This is a genomic window from Candidatus Saccharibacteria bacterium oral taxon 488 (genome assembly GCA_010202115.1).
Classification (GTDB): domain Bacteria; phylum Patescibacteriota; class Saccharimonadia; order Saccharimonadales; family Saccharimonadaceae; genus Nanosynbacter.
Genome location: CP047917.1, coordinates 454,156 through 478,078, shown reverse-complemented (window position 1 = coordinate 478,078; position 23,923 = coordinate 454,156). Strand labels below are relative to the sequence as shown.

The window sequence follows — 23,923 nt, the reverse complement described above, 5'->3', positions numbered from 1 at the left end:
GGTAATATTCTTGGTTTTTTCGGTTGGTTCTCAAGCTACACAGTTTTAGCGATCTGTGGCGAAATAGGTTCGAGCTTTGGTATAAATTGCCACCAGAAATCATAAAAGCACCCCGCTAGTTTACGGAGTGCTTATTTTTATGACTTATTATTTCTTACCGCCGCGAATTGCGTCGATCAGTTCAATCGGGAAGAGCATCATTGTCTTTTGCGACGGTTCGGTGGAGATACGCTCCAGTGTATTTAGCGTACGCAGGTTAATCGCGCCCTGGGTTTTTGCCAGGATCTCCGCCGCCTGCGCCAGCGTTTCAGCGGCAGCTTTTTCGCCGTCGGCGTTGATGATGTTGGCGCGGCGTTCGCGCTCGGCTTCGGCTTGCTTGGCCATGGCCCGCTTCATATCACCCGGAAGTTCGATGTTCTGAATCTTGACATTCTCGACATCGATACCCCATTTATCAGTCTCGGCATCGACAATTTCCTTGATCTGCTGCGAAATCTCCTCGCGCTTGGCAAGCAGGTCGTCCATATCGACGTTACCGGTGACGTCGCGCAGGGCAGCCTGGGCAAATTGGCTGGTGGCATAAATGTAGTTGGTCGTCTCCAGTACCGCTTTTGGGGCGTTAATTACTCGGAAATAAACTACCGCGTCAACGCCGACAGTTACGTTGTCTTTGGTGATGACTTCTTGTTTTGGCACGTCAATCGGTGTCGAGCGCACGTCAACCATCATCATCGTCTGAAAAATCGGCACCACCACCCTTAGACCCGGCTCGCGTACGCCAGTAAATTTACCAAGCGTCAACACTACGCCGCGCTGGTATTGATTGACCACTTTTATACCGCTCAGCACAAACATCAGTACGATGACTAAAATTACTGCTACTATTTCCATATCTACCTCCTGTTTATAAGGAAATTATACGCCACGTATAGAGCGGCTGGCAAGCGCCTCCTCGATCAGCTCATCAATCAGCGCCCGTGGACTGAGGCCTGAAGCCTCCCATAGTTTTGGATACATGCTGATGTTGGTGAAGCCGGGGATGCTGTTAATTTCGTTGAGAAAAATCTGGCCCGTTGGGTCAAGGAAAAAGTCAACTCGCGCCATGCCGCGTCCACCAGTCGCGCGGTAGGCGGCCAGTGCAAGGCGCTGTAGTTCTGTCGCCACCGACTCGTCAACCTCCGCGGGGATAACGACGCGCGAAGTGCTGGAGGTGCTGTACTTATCCTCGTAGCTATAAAACTCTTCGCCAGGAAGAATCTCACCAGGCATACTGACGCGGGCGGACGTACCGCGGCCGAGGACGGCCAGCTCAATCTCGCGGGCGGTGATCGCTTGTTCTATCAATACGGTGTCGTCGTGGCGAAAGGCTTCATCAAGCGCGGCGGTGAATGCTTCGGCCGAGTGGACTTTGCTGACACCGACGGACGAGCCGGCGCGGGATGGCTTGATGAAAACAGGCGCACCAAGCTCATCAGCTATCTCGGCAAAGGTCGGTCGCGGCGCATCATTCGCTAGCGTTCGCCACGGTACAACCGGAACGTGAGCGCCGAGCGCCAGCCGCTTGGTCATGTCTTTGTCCATGGTGACAGCCGCCGAAAGGAGACTCGGGCCGACATAGGGAATATGAAGTAGCTGCGCCAGGCCCTGTACGCTACCGTCCTCACCATTTTTGCCGTGAAGCACCGGAATTATCAGGTCAATCGGCAGCGGGTCAACGCCGTCGATGAGCAGCGACCGCTGGCCGAGTTGTGGCGTTAAGTGTGGGCTCGGTTGGTTGCGTGCCTCGATCGTCTCGACGAGCCGCCACTCACCAGCACGGTCGATGTAGCATAGGTTTATGTCGTAGCGTGCTGCGTCCAGTGCCGCTAGTACATTAGTAGCGGAATTGATCGAGACCTCGTGCTCGGACGACTCGCCGCCAAATATGAGGAGAACGCGTAATCTATCCATTATTCTAGTATAGCGCATTGCACCTTGGCGGGGCGAATTTATGGCGTGATATAATGAAATGATGATGGCGGATAACGGGAATAAGAGGCTCAATAGATCGCTGACGCCTGAGGTCATTGGCGGTAGCGACTCGGTAGCTGAGTGTGCTAGGTGTGGGGTCGTCGGTAATATTGGTACGATTGCCGGTATGTTAACGACCTTGTCAGGTGAGGTGTGGCACAACGTGTTATCAGAAGCTGGTCGGCAAGTGACATTTTTTGGTGGTATAGCGGTAGCGGTGGGTGGCTTGGGGCAGATATCTCGGGCTATTCGATTGCAGAAGTATAGTGAATGTGAAGCTAATCTTCTCCAGAGGGCGATTAAGAATCTGCCGCCACTGGTTGGTAGTATCAAAGATAGCAGTAGGTGGTTAGACGAGCTGTTCGGGGAGCTCGACCAAAAGCGATTGGCATATGAGATGGCGGTTAAGACTGGCAATACGTCAGCTATACCGTTGACCACTGATGAGGCGGAACGTCACGCGGCACTTGTGCGACTGACTAGTCACTGCTCTGGCGGTGCCGGTCTCGTCAATGGAGCGGCAGCGCGGGTTCTACACTGGGCTGGCTGCGCGTTGCCGCCGGAAATGACGGCAGCTGGGCGGCGCCGGTCTCGTCGCGAGGCTGGTCAAGCGGGGGCAGACAGTATGCATCAAATGACGCTGGATATGCTGGAGCAGTATGTGCCGCTGGATGGGATGACATGGCGAGAGTACGTGGCGTCGCCGGAGTTTGCGGCAGTCTGCGGAAGCGCTCAGCAGATTGATCGAGGGTTACGTCTGCAAACAAAACCGCTTGGGCGGCGACCGGCTGATTGTTTTTCACACTTTTCGCAGTATCGGCCGCGAGAGGATAATTGGTGGTAATGGACGCGCGACAACCCCTGGCTGAGCAGATGCGGCCGCAAACGCTGGATGAGGTGATTGGACAAAGTCATTTGCTGGGCGAGGGCGAGCTGCTCCGCCAAATTGTGAGGCGCGCTGAGCCAGTCAGTTTGATTTTGTGGGGGCCGCCGGGCACGGGTAAGACCACCTTGGCGCGGATTATTGCCCGCGAAGTCAACGCCGAATTTGTTGAGTTATCGGCCGTGACCAGCGGTAAAAAAGACGTCGAACGGGTAATTGAACACGCTCGGCAGAACTGGAATTTGGGACTGAGGACAATTTTGTTTGTCGATGAAATCCATCGCTTCAACAAGGCGCAGCAGGACGCCTTTTTGCCGCATGTCGAGAGCGGGCTGATTACCTTGATTGGGGCGACCACCGAGAATCCGAGCTTTGAGGTGATCACGCCGCTGCTCAGCCGGACGCGAGTGCTGGTGCTCCAGCAACTGACCAAAGATGAAATTGTACTGGTGCTGAAGCGGGCGCTGAAAGCTTTGAAACAAACCAAGCGGGTGTCACCCAAGGCTCTAGACTATTTGGCGGAATTGGCGGACGGCGATGCGCGGGTGGCGCTGGGTAATTTGGAGTTGGCGCTGAGTTTTGGTGAGAAGGTTACACCAGAGATCGTCAAGGCGGCGGCTCAGCGGCGTTTGCCGGGCTATGACAAAAAGGGCGATGCGCATTATGACGTTATCTCGGCGTTCATCAAGTCACTGCGCGGTAGCGACGCGGTGGCTGCGGCGTATTATTTGGCGCGGATGATTGAGGCTGGTGAAGACCCGAAATTCATCGCTCGGCGGATGGTGATTTTCGCGTCAGAAGACATTGGGTTGGCCGGTAACGGCGCGCTGAGCTTGGCGGTCGCCACGTTTGAGGCAGTCGAGCGCGTTGGCTTGCCTGAAGCCAAATATAATCTATTTCACTGTGCCATCGCTCTGGCTCGTAGCCAGAAATCGCGCGAAATTACTGATTTGATGAATGAGGCTTTCGCTCTAGCGCACAACTATCCGAACTCGCCCATACCGCTGCACCTTCGCAATGCCGCCACTAAGCTAATGAAAGATCTAGGCTGCGGCAAAGATTACAAATGGCAGGCTGGCTTCCAGCATGAAAAAGGATTTTTGCCAGAAGACATCCCGCGTCCGCCGAAACGTTAGATTATCTCGGGCAGCGTTCATCAAACCGATCATACAGCGCCGCGTACACGCCGTTAGTCCAGCCAAAGCCGTCTTGCAACGGATATTCACCACCACCACCAATGCGTGACTCGCTGTCAACATCATATTTCTCGATCATCTTGCCCTGATCAGCAAAGACGCGCTCAGTCGAAGCCAGCCAGCGCTTTCTAATTTCCTCTGCCAGTTCATCCAGCCCATACCGCTTCAAACCGCAAACCGCCACCCACTGCAGTGGCGCCCAGCCATTTGGCGCGTCCCATTGCTGGCCATTGTCAACCAGCGTCATCCGCAGTCCACCATCGCGCAAAAACTCGCGTTCTAATTTCTCGGCCACGTGCTTGGCTTGTTTTTTGGTGGCAATGCCACTGTAGAGCGGGAAGACGCCAGCCAGTGTGGCGTGACTCGTCTGGTGACCGGTGCGGAAATTATAATCATAGAAAAAGCCGTCGGTTTCATTCCAACAGTGCTGGCGGATACTCTCGGCGCGGCGTTCAGCCAGGCGGATGAAGCGTTTCTTGAGCGGCGCCTGACGCAGTACGCCGTAACAATGGGAGATCGTCATCTCGAGTTCATACAACAAACAGTTCAGATCTACCGGTACAATATCGGTCGTCATAATTGTCTCAATGTCGTGCGGATCATCAAACCAGCGTGAACTAAAGTCCCAGCCACTCTCAGCCCCAGCCCGCAGGTCGAGGTAGACCTTAGCCTTGTTAGCGGAGCGGCTGTTCCTGGCGGTTTCGATATCTTCGCGGCGACTTTCTGGGCGTGGCGTGGCCTTGTCGTCGTAGTAGCGATTGAGCACCTGGCCATCAGGCATAGCTACCACCCGGTTGGTAGCCATAAAGTCAATGCTCGAAAGTTTGCGCTGGCCCTTCATCCAGAACTTATATTCGGCCAGCAGCGACGGAAAATACTCGAGGTAAGTCAAGCTCGGGGCACGCCGGCCGGGTTTACTGGCGAGGAGCTTGACCATCGCCGCAAAAAACGGCGGCTGGCTGCGACTGAGGAAGTACGTCCGGTTGGCGGTCGGAATGAAATCAAAACGCTGAATCATGTACACATAATTTTTCATCATGCCGTCGATCAGCTTCCACTTGCCGTCCACCGCCAGACCCAGCATGATAAAATACGTATCCCAATAAAACTGCTCGGCAAATCGACCACCCGGCACCACGTAATCATGCGGCAGGGCGATCAGCGAACCCTTCGACTTATGAGCCCGGCGGATGAGCAGCGGCCAGAGATTGGTGACGTGCTGTCTGGCAGAGTCCGCCTGGACAAAGCTCACCTTTTTGACCGGCGATTCAAATTCATAAAAATGTAGCTTCACAAATTCATCCAGCCGAAAGTTGGGGTCACGTCGGGCCAGGCGATACTCCTGGAGGATGCGGGTGGCTCGCTTTCGCGGTACGAGATCGACGAAAGTTTTACCATCGGCAAACACGCGGTGTGACTGCACTTCATGAAACAACTGCCCGAGCTTTTCGTCGGGATCTTTACGGTCGATTGGCGTGATGCGCTGGGCGGTGCGGGCTAGTGTGCGCTTGATAATTGTTGTGGTTTTTTTGGGAAGCATATGGTTAAGTATAGCGTGTTAGTGCGGGATAATCCACCGTAATGTCATGGTTTTCATATGTTTTATTAATCAGTAGTTTGTCGGGGTAGGTGATCTATCGCTTGGCGGCGCGCTTTCGCTCATTAGCGTCGAGGTAACGTTTACGCAGACGCAAAGATTTTGGCGTCACTTCCAGCAGCTCGTCGTCCTCGATAAAGTCGATGCATTGCTCCAGGCTAAACTGCGTAAATGGCGTCAGCTGCACCGTGCCATCGGACGATTTGGAACGCATGTTGGTCAGGTGCTTGGCTTTACAAACGTTGATTTCGATGTCTTCTTGGCGGTTATAAATACCGACGATCATGCCGGCGTAGACTTCCGTGCCAGGCCCGACCAAGAGTTCGCCGCGCGCTTCGGCCGCCTGCAGAGCATACGGCGTGGTGGTGCCAGCTTCAAAAGCGATGAGCACACCGCCGCGGGTTTTTGGCAATTTGCCGCCCAGCGGTTGATAGCCATATGGCAGGGAATTCATCATCACCGTGCCTTTGGTGGCGGTCAATAGCACGTTGCGCAGACCAATCAAAGCCCTGGTCGGCAGCACGTAGGTGATGCGAGTAGCGCCGCTGGCGGTGGTTTCTTGCGATTTCATCTCAGCATGGCGCGCACCGAGCTCCTGGCTGATCGCGCCGATGAATTCGCTGCCGATTTCGATTTGTAGTTCCTCAATTGGCTCTTTTTCAACGCCGTCCTCGGTGATGGTCACCACTTGCGGGCGGCCAACTTCGAACTCAAAGCCTTCGCGCCGCATGGTCTCGATCAAGACGCTGAGGTGTAATTCACCGCGGCCAGACACCGTAAAGCCGATGCCGTTTTCTTCGACGCGCAATGCCACGTTGGTTTCTAGTTCCCGTCGCAGCCGGTCGCCAATTTGCCGCGACGTGGTAAATTCTCCCTCGCGCCCTTTCATCGGGCTGGTGTTTGGGCCGAGGTACATGCTCAGCGTCGGCGCTTCGATGGCGATTACCGGCAGGGCTTCCGGCTGTTCTTTGTCGGCAATCGTATCGCCAATGTGCGCCTCGCTGACGCCCACTAGCGCCACGATATCGCCGGCAAACGCCTCGTCAAGCTCTTCGCGGTTCAGCCCGCGGTAGCCAAAAACTTTCTCAATTCTCGCTGAGCCCGACACCTCGCCGTGTTTCAGTAGGCTAACCGCCAGCCCGCGCTTGACCGACCCGCGAGCGATCCGTCCGATGGCATATTTGCCCTGGAAGGTGTCGTACTGTAGGCTGGTCACTAACATCTGGAAACCGCCATCAGCTGTGACGCTCGGTGCAGGGATGTCGTTGATAATCGCCTCAAAAATCGGTGTGAGATCGGCGTTGTCGCTCGGGTTGGCAGGAATCTCTCGCCAGGCTTTGCCGTCGCGCCCGATAGCATAATAAATCGGATATTGCAGTTGAGCATCGTCGGTCGCTAGCTCCAAAAATAGATCGCTCAGTTCATCTTCAACCTCGGCAATTCGCCTGGCTGGCTTATCAATTTTATTGATCACCACCACCGGCCTCAAGCCCAGTTCCAGCGCCTTTGAAAGCACAAACTTCGTCTGCGGCATCGGCCCTTCCTGCGCATCAACGATCAGCAAGACGCCGTCCGCCATCTGCAGTGTCCGCTCGACCTCGCCCGAAAAGTCCGCGTGTCCCGGCGTGTCGATGATATTGATTTTATAATCACCGTAAAAAATCGAGGTCTGTTTGGCGGTGATGGTGATACCGCGTTCGTGCTCCTGATCGCCCGAATCCATGATCAGTTCTTGGCTCATCTCAGCCTGGTTGTCGCGAAATGTGCGCGACTGTTTGAGCAGCCCATCAACCATGGTCGTCTTGCCGTGATCGACGTGGGCAATAATGGCAATATTTCGAATCTTGCTAGCGTCCTTCATAAAAATATGGTCTGATGTTAACGCAGACCTTCCTTTGGTGACTTATTGTAACACAGATGGGTAGAGATGAGAAGGTTGGCTAGCTGAATTATCAGTGGTCGTGCCTATCTTTTATCTAAGCATCGTGTGACATTTCTCGCGGTATAAACCGCTCCTTATATTTTCCACCCAGTAAAATCGCCTCCCTCACATCGCCGAGTGCACGATGATTGTGGTGGTTGGTTCGGCGATATCGACCTTGGCTCGTCCAAGCATCGGCCATTTCCTCGAGGCAGCGCATGTCAAGTTGCCGGAATCCCAAACGCTCGTACAGCGCGGGCATGCGCCTTGCGAGGATCTCGCGGTCACATTGCAGATAATAGCCGCAGTGAATTAAAATAGCGTCATTTGCGGTTTGCTGTAGCCAATTGAGCGCTTGCTTTTCGAGTGCGGCCTCGTTGTACTTTGACACGGAGACATCGTCCAGCAAGCCATTTCGTGTGTGCATATCGACAACCGATTCGGGCATAGAATGCCCAGAGAAGTCATCGGGCTTGCAGGGTAAAGAAAACGGCTCGCCAATTTGTTCCAGCTGGCGATTAGTGATAATCGCAGCGACTTCGAGTATCCGCGCCGTATCAACATCGGTCGTCGTATACTCCAAATCCATCCAGACAAAGAGGCCGGGTGGAAGTGGGTCGTATTCGGTGTTAGTGTTCATGGTAATAGTATTATAACACTGGATTACGTTTGTGGTGGAGATGGAGGAGTCTCTAGGACTGTTACTGTGTGACAGACAGGTATACTCAAATGGTAGTAACCTCTTAAGTAACTCCTATTAATCAACTACTAGGGTCTGCTCGATCACTCAGTTTCTGGCGGGTTGATCCTGATAGCTTCAAAAAACTTACGACTCACCTTACGTCGATTCACCCCAGGTCGACGTTGAATAACGCGAATCATGTCTGCGCCAAGCTCTGGACCAAACCGAGCTAGCAGAGCACCCTCTGGGTCTGATCGTTGAAGCCTGATGTTTCTGGCTACTCCTCTGCAGGAAATTCTCATGTAGACGTCGCGATCTGGCGTTGTATCAAAGACTGTTACTTTCATGTCGCCCTTTGAATATACCGCCTTAACAGGGAGCTTTCGACCAGGTGAGTTGCGCTTTACCGTTTCTAAATCCTGCACTACCACTTCACGCCACTTCCTTGGAGCTCCATCCGTACCCGCCTTACTCTGCGACTGCTGATCTTCCAGCCATTCTTGCTCTGGTGATGAATGCCATTATTCCTTCATACTGCTTTTCAATGTTCAAAAATTAGTAGGATGAGCTGGATTTGACCCACTCCACAGAGATGGTATCATATGACTATGCGGGGGATGCTCTCTGGGGGTGTGTAATCTCGAAGACCCTGATTGATAAAACGGTTATATTGTAAGGAGGCCGTATGAAAATATCACAAGTAGAAAAAGATTATACGGCGGCATGTCTTAACCCTCAACCAAATAAGCCCTACGAAGAGCTTGTGGTTCTTCAGAGGTCAGATCGATCACGATCTATGGATGAAGGCAATGTGCTTGATTCGGATCCATCTTCAATAGAAGTAGAGGAACGGCATCTCTTGGATCTGCTAAGGCGTCAGGTTCAAGACTTGGTATATTCCCCGGGATCCATCAGCGCAAAGCAGACCGTGCTGGGGGTGCTTGTTCATGGCATACCGATGACTCTTCTTGAGATTGCCTCATTGGCAAGAGGGAATATCCCCGAGATTCGACGTGACCTCAGTGTTTTGAGACAATTGGGGTTTGTCGAAGTAGACAGAAATCCGAAGGGCGAACTGCTCTATCAGATAAGCCGACCCACGGAGAGCACACGTGCTGAACGGACTCGGGTATCTATGGCGAAGCTCGCACTAGGCTGATCATGAGTACAGTTAATAAAATTCAATGCGCGAAAATGTACGCGACTATGGTCTGATGCTAACGCAGACCTTCCTCTTAAATATAAAATTTTACCATGAGTGAGAGAAAATAAAAAGAGTAGGGGAATTGTATTTAATAAATGGTCACAGATTGTTCATTAAGCTGATCTTCGGAAAAATGCATTAATCTGGTCTTGTCGTCGGTCCTATGTAAAATATCTGGATTTTCCATCACTATACCTAGGGCTTGAATTGCCATCTTAATGTGTATCGGGTCTATGCTCAGTCTTTGATGAGCTAATTCTGGTACTCTTTTGTTTCTTGTTTCAGCTATTAGCAGGGTGGGGCAATCAGGTATATTGTCGGATGGGGGTATACATATTCCATAGGCAGGTTCTACTCGTGTAAAATAATTTGGAACTACGCCGCTTTGGCTGGAGCTTTGATTAAAACTTATCCCCCAGCTCTTACGCTCTAATGGTAGCGGCTTGTTTTCCTCAAGATACTTACAGTATATATCCGTGTGATGGTTTTCAGGAGACACTATTATGTGTCCTATTGGCTCTCCGTTGGGCGATAGCTTTCGTGAAAATATAACCAAACCAGACGGATGAGGTTCGGTTTCCATTTCTATGTCAAGATGGGTCGATGTAACGTAGAAAGATTCCATATTCATATCAATATTAAATGGTGGGAAATACAGGGCTCGAACCTGTGACCTCACGAATGTGAATCGTGCGCTCTAGCCAACTGAGCTAATCTCCCGTAAAAATAAAACCTTGGTGCGGATGAAAGGACTTGAACCTTCACGCCGTGAGGCACATGCTCCTAAGGCATGCGTGTCTACCAATTCCACCACATCCGCATAGCTAATTGTCAAAGACGCGCACGGTACTTTCAGGCGCATCTACCCCTCAATTATACACAACCCGTCGCCCTCGAGCAATACACTTTACGCTCCACTTCGACCGTGCTATCATGAAACTAACAGAAAAAGGGGGACTATGAATAAGGTTGCGACGTATTTGAATGAACATCTGACGGGTGAAGTAGTGACGCATGACGGTGCTTTGGCGGATGCGCAGCGGGATGGGAGTGTGCTGGCGCGGCAGCCGGAGTTGATCGCACGAGTGGCGGACACCAGTGATGTGCGCAAGATTTTGCGGTTTTGTTCGCAACTGGCGGAGAAGGGTCACGTCCTACCGGTGTATGCGCGCGGATGCGGCACGGATAGTACGGGCGCGGCGATCGGGCGCGGTATCGCCATCGACATGGCGGCACACATGCATAATGTCGTCGGAATTGATGCTAAGCAGCAGCTAGTCCACCTCCAGTCGGGTATTTCTCATAGAGCAGCGCAAGCGGTGCTGTCAACGCACAAGGGTTTGGGTCTGCCGGAGATTTCATTGACAGGTGAGGATGGCACGATTGGTGGTGCGATTAGTACTGAAGCAGCTGGCATGTTGTCCTCGGCGTACGGCCTGTTGAGTCAGTCGATTCACCAAATGGAAGTCGTCCTGTCAAGTGGCGATATTGTACAGACCGGTCGGCTGTCGAAGCGTGAACTGAGCAAGAAGAAAGGCTTGGCGACGTTTGAGGGCGAATTGTACCGGCAGCTGGATAATTTGATAACCGATAATGAAGCGCTGATTGCTCGGATTGATGCTAGCGCGCCAGAGATGGCCGGCTTTTCGAGTATCGCTCAGGTGCGGCAGCGCGACGGCTCGTTTGACCTCACACCGCTGTTTATTGGTGCTCAAGGCAGTCTCGGTATCATCGGCGAACTAATTATGAAGGCTGACTTCATCCATCCAGAACTGACCGTGGTGAGCGCCGCGTATAGTTCAATGAATGCAGCGCAGGCTGCGGTTGACACAGCGCTCCAAGCAGGCGCCTCGACAGTCGAGCTGATCGACGGGCGGCTCTTCTCGCGGGCGGCAGCTCAGGGCAAGAAACTAGCATGGGCGCCGAAAGAATGCTATCGCGGCGGCGTGGTGGTAGCGCTCTTTCACGCATTTTCAGACCGAGCGCGTAGCAAGGCCGCCAAGAAGTTACTGCGCGCGCTTCGCGGTGGTACGGCCCTGCAGGTTGAGCTACGCGACATGGAAATGAAAGAGGTGTTTACGCTGCACTCAGTGCTGACCTTGGCGGAGCATCCGGCTGACGAGCACGGTGTCGTGCCGCAGGTATTCTCTGGGATGTGGCTGCCGGGTGTGCAGCTGGACGGCTTTATCAAGTCGATGCGTGCACTCGAGAAAGAATATGGCGTGGCCATGCCGCTGTTTATCGACGCGACGACTGGTATGATTAATAGCTATCCGGTATTCTCGAGCAAAAAGGTCAGTGACCGCCAGCGTATCCTCAAACTCTGCTCGGACATGGTGCGGATCGTGACCAGCCACGAAGGGTCGTTCGCGGGCTTTGGCGGCGAGGGTCGGCTCAAGGCGGCGTTTGTCCAGCCAACACTCACGTCCGAGGAGCGTGACCTGTACGCAAAAATCAAGCACATCTTTGATCCAAAAGGCATCCTCGCGCCGGGTATCAAGACTGCCGTGCCGATGAAGCAGTTGGCAGAAGAATTAAATGCTTGGTGCCGGCTGGCGGGCTGAAACGGCTAGGCAAACTCCTTGCGGAGGAGCAGCCGGTCGTGTATAATACTCGGTAGTCACGCGGATGTGGCGGAATTGGTAGACGCGCTAGCTTCAGGTGCTAGTGTACGCAAGTACGTGAAGGTTCAAGTCCTTTCATCCGCACCAAGAATTGACGACTGCATTACAAGAAAATCACCGATCATTTGGGCGGTTTTTCTTGTGATATAATAACCGTATGAGTAAGGCGAACAGCCATATCGACTACATAGAGTTTCCAGCAAAGAGCGTGAAGGAGTTGAGCGCAGCAAAAGACTTCTTTACCGAGGTATTTGGTTGGTCATATCAACAATGGGGTGATGACTATGCGGACACAAACGACAGCGGCGTGGGTAGTGGTATCAATGCCGAGGATCCAGCAACTGCTCCGCTTCCAGTGATCTATGTTACTGACATTCAGGCGGTCTACAACAAGGTGAAGACAGCCGGCGCTTCGATTACCAAAGAGATATTTAATTTTCCTGGCGGTAAACGCTTTCATTTTCAAGACCCGGCGGGCAATGAGCTTGCTGTTTGGTCGGAGTAAGTTTTGTTTGTCGTGAGATAGTGTGGATGCTTGAGAGCACGCTACATTTTTCATGACGACGAGAAGATCTTTCGTCTCTTTTTCGTAACGTTTGCTACAATAACAGAGATGCAAGATACGCGAAATGTGATTGACAAATTCAAAGGTCGGAGCGAGGCGGAGATCATGAAAGAACTAGACGCCAAGGACCACGGCCTGGTGATTGCTCTGGAGAACACCGAGCGGGATTTTAATATGGGGACGATCGTCAGGAGCGCCAATGCGTTTGGCGTGCGGCAGATTTACGTCATCGGTCGGCGGCAATGGAACAAGCGCGGCGCCATGATGACGGATAAATATTTGCATGTACATTACGTTGGCTCGACAGCGGAGTTTGTCGAGCTAATGCGGTCTGAAAACAGAGAAATTATTGCGATTGATAATATCCCGGGCAGTGTCAATATGGCGGAGACGACCCTAACAAAGCGCGCGGTGCTGGTGTTTGGCCAAGAGGGTCCGGGAATCTCCGAGGAGATGGCGCAAGCGGCAGACAAGATAGTGGCTATTGAACAATTCGGCTCAACCCGCTCCATCAACGTCGGCGCGGCAGCCACTGTGGCGATGTATTGCTGGCTGCAGCAGCATGTGCTCGATTGATACACTTCAACCTCTCATTCGTCTTTATCATTGAAAAATTTGCCCCATTGTGCCACAATAAAAGCAACCATGAGCAATTTATCAACTCAGAGTTACAAGGGCGCGCGCGATTATTTCCCGGAGGACAAGCGCCTGCAGAATTATATTTTCAAGGTGTGGCACGCCACGGCGCAGAGTTTTGGGTACGAGGAGTACGGTGCACCGCTCGTCGAGCCGCTGGATATTTACACCGCCAAGTCGGGGCAGGAGTTAGCGGGCGAGCAGACGTACTTGTTCACCGATCGTGGTGGTCGTCAGGTGGCAATTCGCCCAGAGATGACGCCGTCGATTTCTCGCATGGTGGCCAGTCGGCGCCAGGAACTGGCCATGCCGGCCCGGCTGTATTCTATCGCTAATTTCATGCGCTACGAACGGCCACAGCGCGGACGGGAACGCGAGTTTTGGCAGCTGAATGCTGATTTGTTTGGCGCGGAGGGGCCGTGGGCCGATGCGGAGATTATCGAGTTTGGCTACCGCAGTATCATGAACTTTGGTGCGCGCGAAGACATGTTTACGGTGCGGGTGAATAATCGCCAGTTGATCAATCAGTTGATGAGCAGTTTTCTCGGACTCGACGTGATCGGTGCGCAGATGATGACGCGGCTGCTTGATCGCAAGAATAAGATTTCGCCAGAAGCTTTCCGCGAGCAAGCCATTGAGATTTTTGGCTCAGAAGAGGCCAAGGCGGGCCTGCCAAAGTTGGCGCAGCTAATTAGCATGCGCAGTGTCGATGATTTACCAGAGGAGCTGGCGGATAGTCCGAGTGTCCAGCAGCTTCGCCAGGTGATGACCCTGCTGCGTCAGAAGGGCATCGGTAATGCGATGTTTGACGTGACGCTGATGCGCGGGCTGGATTATTATACTGGTACGGTGTTTGAGTTTTTTGATAATTCGCCGGAGAATAATCGAGCGCTATTCGGCGGTGGGCGCTATGATGGGCTAGTCGGACTATTTGGTGTCGAGCCGGTCGCTACGGTCGGCGTGGGGCTCGGTGCGACGACGATGCAGCAGTTTCTCGAGGTGCACGAGTTACTACCAAAACTAACGACGCATACCGATGTGTACATCATCGCGGTGGACGCGGCATCGCTAGGTGGTGCAGATACTTTGGCGCGGACGCTGCGCAGCGAGGGGGTGCGGGCCGAGTTAGATTTCAGCGGGCGTAAGTTAGATAAGCAGCTGAAAACTGCGCTGAAAAAGAACATCCCATTCGTAGCGTTTGTCGGCGAGGAAGAAGTCGCTTCGGGTGTCTACACGATCAAAAACCTCATCGAGTCAACCGAGCAAAAAGTCAGTCTCGAGCGCATGATCAGCGTGGTCAAAGATCGACGCTACGACGGTGATGACGACGCGGCGTTTGAGATTTAGCGTTACCCCTGTTATAATAGGTAGTCATGAAGACGACTGTAAAGAAACTATCAGATACCAAGGTTTGTTTGACGATTACGCTGGGGGCGGACGAGCTGAATGCGGCTGAGCAGGTGGCGCTGACCAAGATGGCGCGCGACCTCAAGGTGCCGGGATTTCGTAAGGGTAAAGTACCGGTCAGCGTGGCTGCCAAGCACGTCAATCCAATGGCGCTCCAGGAACAGGTGCTCGACAACGCCCTGTCCAAGGCGGTTGCTGAGGCCTTTATGAATGAGAAGCTCCAGGCGCTGGAACGGCCGAGTGTTGAGGTCAAAAAATTTGTCCCCAATCAAGAAGTTGAGTTTACCGCCGAGGCGACCGTTGTGCCGCCGGTCAAATTAGGCGACTACAAAAAGCTCAAGGCCAAGGCCCAGACGGTCAAGGTTGAGGCCAAAGACGTCGATGAGATCATCGAGCGGATGCAGCAGAATTTTGTTGATAAAGCCGAGGTCACGCGCGCAGCTCAAGAAGGCGACGAGGCGATTATCGATTTTGTTGGCAAGAAAGACGGTGTGGCGTTTGACGGCGGCTCGGCCAAGGATTTCGCCCTGAAACTGGGCGGTGGTCAGTTCATCCCCGGCTTTGAAGAAGGTGTGGTTGGTCACAAGGCCGGCGAGACATTTGATCTTGATCTTGAATTTCCAAAGGATTACCATGCTGAAAATCTAGCCGGCGCCAAGGTGGTGTTTAGCGTGACGCTCCATAAAGTAAATGAGCTGAAGTTACCGGAACTCAATGATGAATTTGCCGCTAAATGTGGCCCGTTCACCGACATCAAAGAACTCAAGGCTGACATCAAGCGCGAGATTACCGCGCAAAAAGAGCGCGAGGCCAAGGAAAAGCTCAAGGATGAGCTGGTGGCGGAATTGGTGGATAGCTCCAAGGTGGCGCTGCCAGAGCTGTTGATCGACGATCAGCTGCGGTCAATTGAACAAGATCTGATGCAAAATTTGTCATATCGCGGCCTGACAATGGACGCGTATCTAAAGACGCAAGGCTTCAAAGATAAAGCCGATTGGCAGAAAAAAGAGGCTCGCCCGGCGGCCGAAAAGCGGGTCAAGGCTGGCCTGGTGCTAGCTGAGCTATCAAAGGAGCTGGGCGTAGAGGTTAGCCGCGAGGAGCTTGACGCACAAATTTCCACCTTCAAGCAGCAATACGGCAAGGACGCTAAACTAGCCGCGCGATTTGATGATCCAAACGTCCACCGTGATATCGCAAACCGGATGATCACCGACAAGACGATCGACAAGCTGGTTGAGCTGAATAGTAAATAAGGTTTTAGTGAATGTATATATGACAAGGCCAGCTAGCTATCTCATCCCCACCGTCATCGAAAAGTCAGCCGACGGCGAGCGGGCGTTTGATATCTATTCGCGGCTGCTCAATGAGCGGATTATTTTCCTCGGCGAGGAGGTTAACGAGCATACTGCCAACAGCGTGGTGGCGCAGCTACTGCACCTGGCGTACGTTGATCCAGAGGCTGACATCTCGCTCTACATCAATAGCCCGGGCGGCAGTGTATATGACGGCATGGCGATTTATGACACTATGAATTTTATCAAGCCGGATGTGGCGACGTACGGCATTGGCCTGCAGGCCAGTATGGGTGCGTTTTTGCTCAGCTCGGGTGCCAAAGGCAAGCGGTTCTGTCTGCCGCACGCCAAGGTGATGATCCATCAGCCGTCCTCTGGCACGCGTGGCAAGGTGACCGACATGGAAATTGACCTGAAGGAAACGCTGGAAGTGAAGGAAATGCTGGCCAAAATCATGGCCAAAAACACCGGCCAGAAGCTCTCTAAAGTCAAGGCTGACATGGAGCGTGACTACTGGATGAGCCCTCAGGAGGCGGTACAATATGGGCTGGTGGATAAGGTATTGAGCAAGTTATCGTAGGCTCCAAGAAGCCCCCGCGATTCATAAATGTATTCAATATGGCGTGACGTTGTGAAAACTACCGCTGGTTTTGCTTGTGGTTACGGTGGAATCTTGCCATAATTAAGGAAAGGCAAGGAGGGATTATGAGACAGTATCTAGATGCTCTGCGGCACGTTCGTGACAATGGCGTGAGAAAAGGCGACCGCACCGGTACTGGCACCACGGAAGTGTTCGGCGTGCAGACGCGGTATGATTTGGCGGACGGCTTCCCGGCTATGACCACCAAGAAATTATATTTCAACAGTGTGGCGCATGAGCTGCTGTGGTTTCTCAAAGGTACGGGCAACATTGAATATCTAGCACAAAACGGCGTGCATATCTGGGACGAGTGGCCATACAAGAATTATTTGGAAAAAACCGGTCAGCACATCCCTGAGATCAATGGCGAGGAGTGGCGTGCTGGCATGAAAGAGTTTATCGGTAAAATCGCGACTGATCACGCGTTTGCCGAGGAGTGGGGTAATTTGGGCCCAGTCTACGGCGTGCAGTGGCGGAAGTGGCCGGACGGCAAGGGCGGGACGATTGACCAAATCCAAAACGCCATTGATATGATACAGAATAATCCAACATCGCGGCGCAATATCGTCAGCGCCTGGAACGTGGCGGAAATTGACGATATCGCCCGAGCTGGTGGGCTGCCGCCGTGCCACACGATGTTCCAGTTTAATGTTCGCCCGGGTAAAAATGGCGAGAAAGATAAACTGGATCTGGCGCTGACCCAGCGTTCGGCGGACATGTTCCTGGGCGTACCGTTTAATATCGCGAGCTATGCATTGCTGCTGTCGATGATCGCTCAGGTGACAGATAAACAGCCCGGTGAATTCGTCCACACCTTGAATAGCGCGCATATTTATACCAATCACCGCGCGCAGGTCGATGAGCAATTGTCGCGCCGTCCGCTGTCACTACCGAAACTGTGGCTGAATCCAGACATCAAGCATATTGACGATTTCACGATTGATGATATTCGTCTGGAAGGTTATGAGCACCACCCGCCGATCAAGGCGCCGATTGCGGTGTAGTGTGTTCGGGCAATTTGTTGGCGTACTAAATTATTCAAAGGTGTTTGGAGTTTGGGCCCGGCTAAATTATCCGGTGATATATCACAAAATCAAAGTCGTACTTATTCTCGGTGTCCGCGGGATGATGGACGCGGCTAATCTCCCGCCAAACAGACATATCCAATTCCGGGAAAAAAGTGTCGGCGTCTGGGAATGCAGCGTCAACCTCGGTGGCATAGATGGTGTCAATTTCCGGCATTTTCAGCGCATCGCCATACACCTGCGCGCCGCCAATGATAAATACCGGGTAGCGCGACAGCGCCAGAGCGCTCGGCAGATTCATGGCGGTCAGCACGCCCTTGACGCCGGTCGGCCGCGAAGAAATGACAATGTTTTCACGATCTGGCAGTGGACGGCAGCCGATCGACTCGAAAGTTTTTCGGCCCATGATGACGTCGCTACCTTTGGTCAGCCGCTTGAAATTCGCTAGATCCGCCGGTAGGCTGCGACCCCACGGCAAATCGCCACCCCGGCCAATGGCGCGGTTGACATCATAAGCAACGATGATGGCTTTCTCCATAACCCCAGTCTAGCATGATGTAAAATTTACGAAAAGCTTGCCCGAGCGGGCAAATATTGCCATAATAGAATTACTCGGGGGAGTGAGGTAAGATAAACAAGAGGAGGCGCGGCATGAGCGTGTATTCAAACCGGGAAATTTTGGCAGCGATCGAGGAGGGAACGATCGTCTGTACACCGTTTACCCCGGACAATGTGTCAGAGGCTAGCCTAGATTTTACGCTGGGGCATTATTTTTATAAACAGGAATTTGATGATCAGTCAAGCGTTTATAATCCATTTGACGAAGCGGAGGTGGCGCGGTATTTTAAGGGGCCGCTGATGGCGATGCCGCATGCCGAGTGGTGCAAACATAACGGCTTTAGGCAGTTTCGTAATATTCCGGATGAGCATCCGATCATTGTGCTGCGTCCCGGCGAGCGGATCTTGGCGCACACCCACGAGTTTGTGGGGATTCGGGCGCATGGCGGCGCGGCCGAGGTGAAAAGCCGCAGCTCGTGGGGTCGTAACGGTGTGGCGGTGTGTTTTGATGCGGGCTGGATCGACCCGGGTTATATCAATCGGATTACGCTCGAGATCTATAACTTGAACAAGCACGAAAGCGTGGTACTACCAGTTGGCGAGCGCATCGGGCAATTAATTTTTCACCAGACTGGGCCGGTGGATGGTGGCTACGCCGGCGGGCGTGGCGGCATCAGCGGCAAGTACCAGCACACCGACGACCTCACCGAGCTTATCCATAGCTGGCGGCCAGAAATGATGCTACCGCGAGCGTTCAAGGATCGGCGTCATACTCCGGCGATTATTAATGGCCTAGGTGAGGGTATCAAATGAGCCGTCCCGGTCGATACATCGTCATCGAAGGCAACGACGGCACCGGCAAGTCAACCCAAGTAGCCATGCTGGCGGATTATTTCCGGGCGCGCGGCCGCATCGTGTGTGTGGTCGAAGAGCCAGGCAGTGACGATCCAGAAAAGTCAACGCCGGTAGCCAATGAACTGAGGCGCATCGTTAAGAATGGCGATCTAGTACGTTCCGGCGAAATTAACCTAGCGTTATTCTCAGCGGCGCGGCGCGAGTTGTGGCGCGAAAAGATCCAGCCAGCTCTGCAGCGTGGCGAGATCGTTCTGAGTGCGCGTAATTACATCTCGACACTGGCTTATCAGGGCTATGGCGACGGGCTAGATGCGGAGGAGATTATGCGGATGACGAAGCTATTTACCGACGAGCGATACCTGCAGCCGGATGCGATGATCATTTTAACGCTCAGCGACACCCAGCGCCAGCAGCGCATCGCGGAGCGCGGGCACGTCGCTCATCCTGATACGTTTGAGTCGCGTGAGCAGTCGTTCCAGGACAGAGTTAACCACGCCTATGAAGCCATCGCCGCCGAGCGAAATATCCCGGTATTGTCAGCTGTCGGAGCTCCAGAGGAAGTGCACGCGTGGATTCTTGACAGCATTGCTCGATATTTATAGTATATTTCATAAACAGGAGAGGATATGATTGAGACAGTTCGATTAAGTGGTGGTGATATTACTGATTCATTGTGTGATGATCTGCGCCGCCTGTGGGTTGAGTCTCTCGTACATGTGAAGCCAGATATCAGCGCCTCCGAGATAAGGCGATTGTATCAATCTGAACAGTTTACGCCCGAAGTACTTCGGAGGCAAGCCGATCTTGTCGAGGGTGGTATTTATGTTGCGCTCGCAGATGCATCAATCAAGGCGGCAGTAAGTGTAGGTCGAACCGATGCCTTAGGCTTGGCCTCAGATATTCCGGATGTACAGGATAATAATCTGATATATCTCGAGCGGTATGGGGCTAGAAATATGAAACGCTGGGATCTGTTTCGGGGACTGGTAAATGCGGTACTTAATCATGAGACTGGGCCAAATAATCGGCCAACATATCTTGGTATGTATATTGACGAGCGGGCTCTACTACTACCGGGTCACGTCAAAGATATTAATCCGCAAAATCACCAAGTTAGCCGTATTGTCAAACGTGACTCGGTTGGCGGTGTCGCTGGTAATTATCGACTACATACGGCGCAACTTCAAACCGATGGAAGCTGGGAATGGTTAGCGACGATCACTGACGGTGAGCGTGCGGCTAGATTACTGGGTGAAGTGTGCCTTCGTTTAGAACTAGCCGCTGCTTAACAATAGTCAATTTTTCATTATTTTTCTCTTGCAATTCGTCGTCCTATGCGTCATAATGTGTCACAGTGAAGTAGTGTAGTTTTAGCGAGGGGCGAGCTTGATGGGCGGGCAAACCTCAGGCTCGTGCTGAGACTAAGAGATCTTCCGGCCGTGATCACCAATTATAATCAATGCGAGGAGTAACGCCTGTGGCTCAACAGACCACTCGTGGCGCGCGCGTCTTTTTCACTGGAACAGACAGTGCGATCGCCATGCCAAATCTCATCGCTCACCAAGAGGACTCGTGGCGCTGGTTCGTCGAGGATGGTTTGAGCGAAATCTTTTCAGAAATTAACCCAATTGACGACTACACTGGTCAGAAGTTGGCACTGCGGTTCGGCAGCTATCATTTTGACGAGCCAAAGACCACCGATCAGTTCGCCAAGGAAAATAATTTGACGTTTGAGGCGCCACTGCATGCAACCGTCGAACTGACCAACAAAGTTACCGGCGAAGTCAAAGAGCAGGAAATCTACCTCGGTGATTATCCATGGATGACCGAGCGCGGTACCTTCATCATCAACGGGACGGAGCGCGTGGTGGTTAGCCAGCTGATCCGCTCGGCCGGTGTGTTCTTTACTGCCGACACGGTAGCTGGTCGTAATTATTACGGCGCCAAGATGATTCCAGGCCGTGGTGCCTGGCTGGAGTTTGAAACGGCAACCAATGGCACGATTTATGTCAAGATTGACCGTCGCCGTAAACTACCGGTGACGACGTTGCTGCGGGCTTTGGGTCATCCAAAAACTTCAGAAATTCGCGAACTATTTGCTGATATTGATACGGGCGAGACTAGTTACATTCAGGAAACGCTCGAGAAAGACACTGCGCGTGGCGCTAATGAGGCGCTGATCGAGGTCTATCGTCGCTTGCGGCCGGGCGACTTGGCGACGGTTGATAACGCACGCCAGATGATTGAGCGAATGTTCTTTGATTTCAAGCGCTTTGATTATAGTCGGGTTGGCCGGTACAAGATGAACCAGCGCCTGGGTCTGGACGTTGCGAACACTGCTGAAAACCGTATTTTCCAGATGAGCGATTTAGTGGCCATTATTCGCGAGATTATTCGCCTCAACAATACCCAGGAGCCAGCTGATGACATTGATGCGCTGAGCAATCGCCGCGTCAAGCTGGTCGGCGAGCTGATTGCCCGTCAGTTCCGCGTCGGTATGCTCAGGATGCAGCGCAACGCCATGGATCGGATGAGTGTGGCTGATATGGAGAACATTACGCCGAGCCAGTTGATCAATGCGCGGCCAGTGGTGGCAGCAGTTCGCGAGTTCTTTACCAGTTCGCAGCTCAGTCAGCTCCTCGATGAGGTCAATCCACTGTCCGAACTCAGTCACAAGCGCCGCTTGAGCTCGATGGGTCCTGGTGGTTTGAGCCGCGAACGCGCTGGTTTTGACGTGCGCGACGCTCACCCAACGCATTACGGCCGTATCTGTTCGGTGGAGACGCCAGAGGGTGCCAACGTTGGTCTGGTGCTGAACCTCGCTACCTACGCGCGGGTCAATGAGTATGGCTTTATCGAGACGCCGTATCTGCGCGTCACCGATGGTCGGGTGACAGACGAAGTGGTCTATCTGGATGCCGCTCAGGAGGCCAGCGAAGTTATCGCCGATGCTGGAGCACGCTTGAATGACGACAAGTCGTTTACCGATAGCCGCGTCAGCGCCCGCAAGTTCCTCCAGCCAGGTCAGGTTGACGTCGAAGAAGTTACCTTTATGGACGCTGCTCACAAGCAGATCCTCGGCTCGACGGCGGCGCTGGTGCCGTTTATCGAGAAAACCCGCGTCGACCGCGCCTTGACCGGCTCGAACATGCAGCGCCAAGCAGTGCCGCTGCTCACGCCAGAGCCGGCGGTTGTCGGTACCGGTATCGAGCAGGCGGTAGCCGAGAATAGCGGCCACCTGATCCAGGCCGAGGCTGATGGCGAAGTGGTACGGGCTGATGCTGATGAAATTCATGTCAAGTACGCCGATGGCGTCAAGGTCTACGCGCTGCGACACTTCGTCAAGAACAATGACGATCGCTGCTACAACCAAAAGGTTCGCGTAGCCCGTGGCGACACGGTCAAGCAAGGCGATATTCTCGTCGAGGGTGCATCGATTGCCGAGGGCGAGATCGCGCTGGGGCGAAACCTGACGGTGGCCTTTATGCCGTGGGGTGGTTACAACATGGAGGACGCGATTATCCTCAGTCGCCGCTTGGTGGAGGACGATCGCTTGACCAGCATTAATATCAAGGATTATAACGTGGAGGTTCGCGAGACCAAGCTCGGCCCAGAGATCGTCACTCGCGACATTCCGAATGTGTCAGAAGACAGTCTGCGCCACTTAGACGAAAACGGTATCGTGCAAATTGGTTCTGAGGTCAAGGCTGGCGACGTCTTGGTTGGTAAGATTACGCCGAAAGGCGAGCAGGAGCTTAGCTCTGAGGAGCGTCTGCTGCGCGCTATCTTTGGTGAAAAAGCCAAGGATGTCCGTGACACTTCACAGCGCATGAACAATGCTGGCGGCGGCAAGGTCGTCGGTGTCAAGATCTTTAGCCGCGAGAATGGCCACGAGCTCAAGGCTGGCGTATTGATGCAAATCCAGATCTTTGTGGCGCAGATGCGCAAGATCGGTGTCGGCGACAAGATGGCTGGTCGCTTCGGTAACAAGGGTGTGGTCGCACGAGTACTGCCGGTCGAGGATATGCCATTCATGGAGGATGGTACGCCAGTTGACGTGATCTTGAACCCGCTGGGTGTGCCGAGCCGCATGAACCTCGGTCAGCTGTTTGAAACGCACCTTGGTATGGCGGCACGAGCGTTGGGCTACCGTGTGGCGACGCCGTCGTTTGATGGTGTGCCATCAGCAACGATTTCTGATGAATTAGAAAAAGCAGGCTTTGCCCGCGATGGTAAATCACAACTCTTTGATGGTCGGACCGGTGAAGCATTTGAAGAGCGCACCACAGTTGGCGTGATGCATATGATTAAGCTACACCACATGGTCTCTGACAAGATTCACGCCCGCTCAACTGGTCCATACACCATGGTCACTCAGCAGCCGCTCGGTGGTAAAGCGCAGAACGGTGGTCAGCGCTTCGGCGAGATGGAGGTCTGGGCACTGGAAGCCTACGGTGCTGCGGCAACCTTGCAGGAAATGTTGACCATCAAGTCTGACGACGTCTATGGCCGTGCCAAGGCTTACGAGTCCATCATCAAGGACGAGCCAATTGTCGGGCCGAAACTGCCAGAATCCTTCAACGTGTTAGTCAAGGAACTGCAGGGATTGGGCCTTCGGGTTGACCTGCTTGACGAGGGCGGTGTAGTTGACGCTGAACATGTCATCGCCTCCAGTGGTCCAGCTGACAAGACCGTGCCACAAGCCGCGAGCGACGACGATGACGATGACCAAGTTTACTTAGATGAATCAGACGACATCGGCGACATCGAGGCCGGCATGAGCGTACAAGATATTGACGAAGTAGAAGAAATAAAGGAGGAGGCGTAA

At 53.2% G+C, this 23,923-nt stretch carries 22 protein-coding genes and 3 tRNA genes; 15 read left to right on the top strand and 10 right to left on the bottom strand.

Going from position 1 to position 23,923, the window contains the following annotated elements; all coding sequences use genetic code 11:
• Nucleotides 1–147: 147 nt before the first annotated feature.
• Together GWK74_02580 and GWK74_02575 are read right to left on the bottom strand one after the other, a co-directional pair.
• On the bottom strand, nucleotides 148–891 hold the full coding sequence (locus GWK74_02580) for a slipin family protein (protein ID QHU90397.1): 744 nt from the start codon (nucleotides 889–891) through the stop codon (nucleotides 148–150).
• Between the two features lie 24 nt (nucleotides 892–915).
• Nucleotides 916–1,950: a D-alanine--D-alanine ligase gene (locus tag GWK74_02575; protein QHU90396.1), complete on the bottom strand. Its 1,035-nt coding sequence runs from the start codon at nucleotides 1,948–1,950 to the stop codon at nucleotides 916–918.
• Nucleotides 1,951–2,137: 187 nt separating this feature from the next.
• Between GWK74_02575 and GWK74_02570 the strand changes: the two genes are divergently transcribed.
• A complete protein-coding gene (locus GWK74_02570; GenBank protein ID QHU90395.1) occupies nucleotides 2,138–2,854 on the top strand; it encodes a hypothetical protein in 717 nt (238 codons plus the stop codon).
• Nucleotides 2,854–4,029 carry an AAA family ATPase gene (locus GWK74_02565; GenBank protein QHU90394.1) on the top strand — a complete coding sequence of 392 codons (1,176 nt, stop codon included), beginning with the start codon at nucleotides 2,854–2,856 and terminating at the stop codon, nucleotides 4,027–4,029. Before GWK74_02570 ends, GWK74_02565 begins: the two co-directional genes overlap by 1 nt.
• A 1-nt stretch (nucleotide 4,030) precedes the next feature.
• Here the strand turns inward: GWK74_02565 and treF are convergent, their stop codons facing one another.
• The 4 genes from treF to GWK74_02545 form a co-directional block, all read right to left on the bottom strand.
• On the bottom strand, nucleotides 4,031–5,629 hold the full coding sequence (gene treF, locus GWK74_02560) for an alpha,alpha-trehalase TreF (protein ID QHU90393.1): 1,599 nt from the start codon (nucleotides 5,627–5,629) through the stop codon (nucleotides 4,031–4,033).
• A gap of 94 nt (nucleotides 5,630–5,723) precedes the next feature.
• Nucleotides 5,724–7,547: a translational GTPase TypA gene (gene typA / locus GWK74_02555; GenBank protein ID QHU90392.1), complete on the bottom strand. Its 1,824-nt coding sequence runs from the start codon at nucleotides 7,545–7,547 to the stop codon at nucleotides 5,724–5,726.
• A 115-nt stretch (nucleotides 7,548–7,662) separates the two neighbouring features.
• Nucleotides 7,663–8,247, bottom strand: coding sequence for an oligoribonuclease (locus GWK74_02550; protein QHU90391.1), 585 nt, complete (start codon nucleotides 8,245–8,247; stop codon nucleotides 7,663–7,665).
• 143 nt (nucleotides 8,248–8,390) lie between these two features.
• Nucleotides 8,391–8,636 carry a hypothetical protein gene (locus GWK74_02545; protein QHU90390.1) on the bottom strand — a complete coding sequence of 82 codons (246 nt, stop codon included), beginning with the start codon at nucleotides 8,634–8,636 and terminating at the stop codon, nucleotides 8,391–8,393.
• Between the two features lie 338 nt (nucleotides 8,637–8,974).
• On the opposite strand from GWK74_02545, the gene GWK74_02540 reads away from it, so the two are divergent.
• On the top strand, nucleotides 8,975–9,448 hold the full coding sequence (locus tag GWK74_02540) for a hypothetical protein (protein ID QHU90389.1): 474 nt from the start codon (nucleotides 8,975–8,977) through the stop codon (nucleotides 9,446–9,448).
• Between the two features lie 133 nt (nucleotides 9,449–9,581).
• Here GWK74_02540 and GWK74_02535 read toward each other — a convergent pair whose 3' ends face one another.
• The 3 genes from GWK74_02535 to GWK74_02525 form a co-directional block, all read right to left on the bottom strand.
• Nucleotides 9,582–10,124, bottom strand: a complete 543-nt coding sequence (locus GWK74_02535) for a hypothetical protein (protein QHU90388.1) — start codon at nucleotides 10,122–10,124, stop codon at nucleotides 9,582–9,584.
• A 12-nt stretch (nucleotides 10,125–10,136) separates the two neighbouring features.
• A tRNA-Val gene (locus GWK74_02530) sits at nucleotides 10,137–10,213 on the bottom strand.
• Nucleotides 10,214–10,228: 15 nt separating this feature from the next.
• A tRNA-Leu gene (locus GWK74_02525) sits at nucleotides 10,229–10,313 on the bottom strand.
• Nucleotides 10,314–10,452: 139 nt separating this feature from the next.
• On the opposite strand from GWK74_02525, the gene GWK74_02520 reads away from it, so the two are divergent.
• From GWK74_02520 to GWK74_02485, 8 genes are all read left to right on the top strand, one after another.
• Nucleotides 10,453–12,057, top strand: coding sequence for an FAD-binding protein (locus GWK74_02520; GenBank protein ID QHU90387.1), 1,605 nt, complete (start codon nucleotides 10,453–10,455; stop codon nucleotides 12,055–12,057).
• A 60-nt stretch (nucleotides 12,058–12,117) separates the two neighbouring features.
• Nucleotides 12,118–12,204, top strand: a tRNA-Leu gene (locus tag GWK74_02515).
• 70 nt (nucleotides 12,205–12,274) lie between these two features.
• Complete coding sequence (locus GWK74_02510; GenBank protein ID QHU90386.1) at nucleotides 12,275–12,622, top strand: VOC family protein; 348 nt, start codon at nucleotides 12,275–12,277, stop codon at nucleotides 12,620–12,622.
• Between the two features lie 108 nt (nucleotides 12,623–12,730).
• A complete protein-coding gene (locus GWK74_02505; GenBank protein ID QHU90385.1) occupies nucleotides 12,731–13,258 on the top strand; it encodes a TrmH family RNA methyltransferase in 528 nt (175 codons plus the stop codon).
• A gap of 69 nt (nucleotides 13,259–13,327) precedes the next feature.
• On the top strand, nucleotides 13,328–14,665 hold the full coding sequence (locus GWK74_02500) for a histidine--tRNA ligase (protein QHU90384.1): 1,338 nt from the start codon (nucleotides 13,328–13,330) through the stop codon (nucleotides 14,663–14,665).
• 26 nt (nucleotides 14,666–14,691) lie between these two features.
• Nucleotides 14,692–15,978, top strand: a complete 1,287-nt coding sequence (gene tig / locus GWK74_02495; GenBank protein ID QHU90383.1) for a trigger factor — start codon at nucleotides 14,692–14,694, stop codon at nucleotides 15,976–15,978.
• A 19-nt stretch (nucleotides 15,979–15,997) separates the two neighbouring features.
• Nucleotides 15,998–16,597, top strand: a complete 600-nt coding sequence (locus GWK74_02490; protein QHU90382.1) for an ATP-dependent Clp protease proteolytic subunit — start codon at nucleotides 15,998–16,000, stop codon at nucleotides 16,595–16,597.
• 125 nt (nucleotides 16,598–16,722) lie between these two features.
• On the top strand, nucleotides 16,723–17,661 hold the full coding sequence (locus GWK74_02485; protein QHU90381.1) for a thymidylate synthase: 939 nt from the start codon (nucleotides 16,723–16,725) through the stop codon (nucleotides 17,659–17,661).
• A gap of 61 nt (nucleotides 17,662–17,722) precedes the next feature.
• Here GWK74_02485 and GWK74_02480 read toward each other — a convergent pair whose 3' ends face one another.
• The gene (locus tag GWK74_02480) at nucleotides 17,723–18,220 is read right to left on the bottom strand and encodes a hypothetical protein (protein QHU90380.1); all 498 of its coding nucleotides are present in this window, start codon (nucleotides 18,218–18,220) and stop codon (nucleotides 17,723–17,725) included.
• 113 nt (nucleotides 18,221–18,333) lie between these two features.
• Between GWK74_02480 and dcd the strand changes: the two genes are divergently transcribed.
• The 4 genes from dcd (at nucleotide 18,334) to GWK74_02460 (ending at nucleotide 23,923) form a co-directional block, all read left to right on the top strand.
• Nucleotides 18,334–19,053 carry a dCTP deaminase gene (gene dcd, locus GWK74_02475; protein QHU90379.1) on the top strand — a complete coding sequence of 240 codons (720 nt, stop codon included), beginning with the start codon at nucleotides 18,334–18,336 and terminating at the stop codon, nucleotides 19,051–19,053.
• A complete protein-coding gene (tmk, locus tag GWK74_02470; protein QHU90378.1) occupies nucleotides 19,050–19,697 on the top strand; it encodes a dTMP kinase in 648 nt (215 codons plus the stop codon). The genes dcd and tmk overlap by 4 nt, the downstream gene beginning before the upstream one ends.
• A gap of 24 nt (nucleotides 19,698–19,721) precedes the next feature.
• Nucleotides 19,722–20,384, top strand: coding sequence for a hypothetical protein (locus GWK74_02465; GenBank protein ID QHU90377.1), 663 nt, complete (start codon nucleotides 19,722–19,724; stop codon nucleotides 20,382–20,384).
• Between the two features lie 170 nt (nucleotides 20,385–20,554).
• Nucleotides 20,555–23,923: a DNA-directed RNA polymerase subunit beta gene (locus GWK74_02460; protein QHU90376.1), complete on the top strand. Its 3,369-nt coding sequence runs from the start codon at nucleotides 20,555–20,557 to the stop codon at nucleotides 23,921–23,923.